The sequence below is a fragment of the Geofilum rhodophaeum genome (genome assembly GCF_002210225.1).
Taxonomy (GTDB): Bacteria; Bacteroidota; Bacteroidia; order Bacteroidales; family Marinilabiliaceae; genus Geofilum; species Geofilum rhodophaeum.
This window is the reverse complement of the sequence record NZ_MWUJ01000047.1, coordinates 1-3145: the sequence shown is the minus strand read 5'-3', so window position 1 is coordinate 3145 and position 3145 is coordinate 1. Positions and strand designations below refer to the sequence as shown.

The 3145-nt window shown below is 38.7% G+C and carries 3 protein-coding genes; all 3 read right to left on the bottom strand.

Annotated elements, in window-relative coordinates:
- A partial coding sequence (gene tssD / locus B4W65_RS16860; protein WP_317044010.1) for a type VI secretion system tube protein TssD occupies nucleotides 1–209 on the bottom strand: 209 nt, incomplete at its 3' end.
- 9 nt (nucleotides 210–218) lie between these two features.
- Nucleotides 219–647, bottom strand: a complete 429-nt coding sequence (tssD, locus tag B4W65_RS16855) for a type VI secretion system tube protein TssD (RefSeq protein WP_088656330.1) — start codon at nucleotides 645–647, stop codon at nucleotides 219–221.
- A gap of 307 nt (nucleotides 648–954) precedes the next feature.
- Nucleotides 955–2709: an RNA-binding domain-containing protein gene (locus B4W65_RS16850; protein ID WP_088656329.1), complete on the bottom strand. Its 1755-nt coding sequence runs from the start codon at nucleotides 2707–2709 to the stop codon at nucleotides 955–957.
- Nucleotides 2710–3145: the final 436 nt, after the last annotated feature.

Sequence of the window (3145 nt, the reverse complement as noted above, 5' to 3'; positions counted from 1 at the left end):
GTTGTTTTCATGGCCCAGGTGTACAGACTTTCAGGGATCATTTGCGTCAAGGTCAGCTGCATCAGGCCGCCCCTGACTTCATCCTGCGGCTCTCCTTTGGCATCTGAAGACTGAACAAAGCCAATATTGAAATGAGATACTTCATAGTCCTGACCATCGATGGTCATCCAAACCGTAATATTGCTGTCAATTCTATCAAAATTAATCATGACTGTTCCTTACTTTAAGTTTACCCAATTTTTCTCCAACGAAACACTGCCAACGGTCAATTTCCGGGCTTCTAATACCAGCGACGTAGTGATGTACCCATCACCTTCCTGCACATAGTCGATGTTCATCTGTATGCAAGCCGCACCCTCAAAATACACCTTCTCTATAGGCAGGTCATTGGCATCACAAATCACGATGGCACCATCCTCCAACTTAGAAGACTTCAACATCCAGGAAATAAAGTCATTGGTAGGAACATTGGGAAAAACAAGGTTCAGGGTACCCCCCTGAACTTCGGATTGGGTCTTGCCATTTCGGTCCACCGACTGGCCAAAACCGTAAGTACACGACAGCAATTCGTAACTGTACTTATAAAGGCCGCTTGCACTTGAGTCCTCAAGCTGGCCAATGCGTAAAAAACACTTATGTCCAAACATACTAAAACGGATTAAGGTAAAAGTTCTCTTTGAAGAGGCAATTTAGTGCATTTCGTCTTAACAAAAAACAAATCTAAAAACAAAATTTCACGAAATCAATTATCAAAAACAATTATTCTGATAAACAAAAGGCGAAACCCCTCAAATATAATGCAACTTTCAACCCCAAAACGCACCTGTCTAATCAGGAAACTTATATACTTACAAAAAGTGGGGCTCTCAACGTTCAAAGTCGGCATACTTGCAAAGAAGACTGCAAAGAAGAATCACCTAACCCCCTGATATTAAACACGCATTTTCTTTGCAACTACACTTTTAATCTGTACGTTCTTTGATTGTGTTTAGTCTCATCTGCTATTACGATTTGGCCTTTCTCCACCATCTCTGCAAACAGTCTTGATACATAGGACGCATTTGTATCTGGAATACTCAACAATTTACGAGCTGATTCATTATCAATCTCTTCAACCGTATCTAAATAACGAATAATGGCTTCTATTTGTCTTGCTTTTTCTTGTTTTTTAAGCTTGGCATAGCTTATTTTATCATCGGTAGTCGCCAATTTACTCCTATGGATAATATATTTGAGTCCTGAAGTCCTTCCAGTAGTTTCAATGAATTCAATCTCTTGCAATTCACTTAAAATCTTCCTTAGCTGATAGTTATTAACAAACGGTAATTTTTCTAATTGCTGAAACGTAAGCTTTTGCCCTGTATAAATGTGATTGAGAACAATGAGTTTCTCTAAATCAATATCCTTTTTTGTGGCCTGCTTATACAGCAAGCTCAATTCCGCAAGTTTCTCAGAATAAACATTGGCATCAACCCGTAATAAAACAGAATTGTCGGTTTGTAAGGGCTCTGGAAGCTTCTTCCCTTTGGAAAGCAAAGCTGTGAAAATTTTATCAAAACCACTGCCAGCCTTTTCAGCGTAGTTAATTTCACGCAGAACGTCCATAATTCCAGGGTTACGAGGATTTGTTTTTCGTAATAAGTTTGTTTCATTTATTCCTTGAGGGAAATGGCCAGGGCTTTCAAACTCCAAATAATCAGGATATTTTCGAATTTCTATAATCTGCTGGCGACTATAATCACGATGAGCAATGGCATTGATAAGGAGCTCTCTCAAAACGACCTCTGGATAATCCTCAATATACTCTCTAAACAAACCAAAATGAAACTCTTTCACCTTAGTCTCTGATTTTAATTGCTGAAAACAGGCATCTGCCATTTCGATCAAATTGCCGCTATATTCAAATGGCGTATATGTTCCGTCTTCGTAGTACCGTATGTATTTAATCTGGTTAAAAGGCACCTCTTTCAAGGCTTTGTGATTCCCTATGAAGAGAATCCCTGTCGTGGTTGGAAGTAACTTCCCAAAATCTTCCTTAATCAACCCGAGCGTTTCGGTAAACTCAGGAGAATTATTTTTGAGATAAGGACTTTGTGGTTTTTCCTTTTGTATGCGTAAAAAGAGATCTCTAGTTTTTGTGATATCCTGCCAACCAGGAATAGGGTTCCCTTGTTTATCAGTCCCGGTGCTGGCAAGCGGTAAATTCCACGTTTTTTGATCATAGACAATTAAGCCCTTCTCTGCTTGAACTGTAGCCATTTCATAAGTTTCAATAGGCCGATTACCATCGTTACTCCTTATAAGATATTCACCTTTAGAGGTACGGTGCAGTTGAGTAGTAAAAGGAACTTCAAGGACCAATATTTCAGTGCTCTTAACGTTTATCCTATGGGGTTTTACCGAGATAGAAGGCACGGTTCTATCTTGAATTTGACGAATTAACTCAAAAACTTTTGTATCCGTGTATTCAAACGCGGTATTGATTTCTTTGGTTTTATCTTCAATGCCAACAAATAAAAAGCCGCCCTTTTTATTTGAAAAAGCTACTACATCCTTGGCCAATTCATCATACTTGGATGCAAAATTCTTCAATGACCGTCCAAAAGCAATCTTATCCTCCAATTGAGCTTTAAAATCAAGGATATCACATTCTCCTTTAGCCAGAAGATTGTAGAACCATTGTATACTATGTCGGGTGAGCTTCTCCATAACCACTAAAATATCCGAATTAACAAACCACTTTTAAAGCAAGTCTGTGAATTCTCACATACTGTAAAACTAAGAAAAATCTTCAAGCCAGAAACACCAGTCTCAAAAGTCATATTTCTCTATAGCGAGACCAATCTATTGGAATTACCTGGAATTTTCTGACAAGCCTAACTTTTCCGCACCAAACATTCAAGTCTATGGCCGTTGCAAGATTTGACAATTAGCAGATGAACAAGAATATGCCACTCGACAAATAGAACTTAGACTCAGAATTGGTAGTATTTCAAGACAAGACACTCCAGAAATCAGCGCAAGTGAACAAAGGAATGCAAGGTCAAAACGCCTCACCAACTATAAGTAAAACACTTAAAAACAGCTGCCTTCAGAAAATTATTCGTCTGAGCGCAGATTCCTGTTGTTAAGCCTCTGATTATTT

Bases quoted from the DNA above. Each gene is read 5' to 3' on its own strand.
- tssD (WP_088656330.1), bottom strand. From the start codon at position 647: ATGTTTGGACATAAGTGTTTTTTACGCATTGGCCAGCTTGAGGACTCA.
- B4W65_RS16850 (WP_088656329.1), bottom strand. From the start codon at position 2,709: ATGGAGAAGCTCACCCGACATAGTATACAATGGTTCTACAATCTTCTG.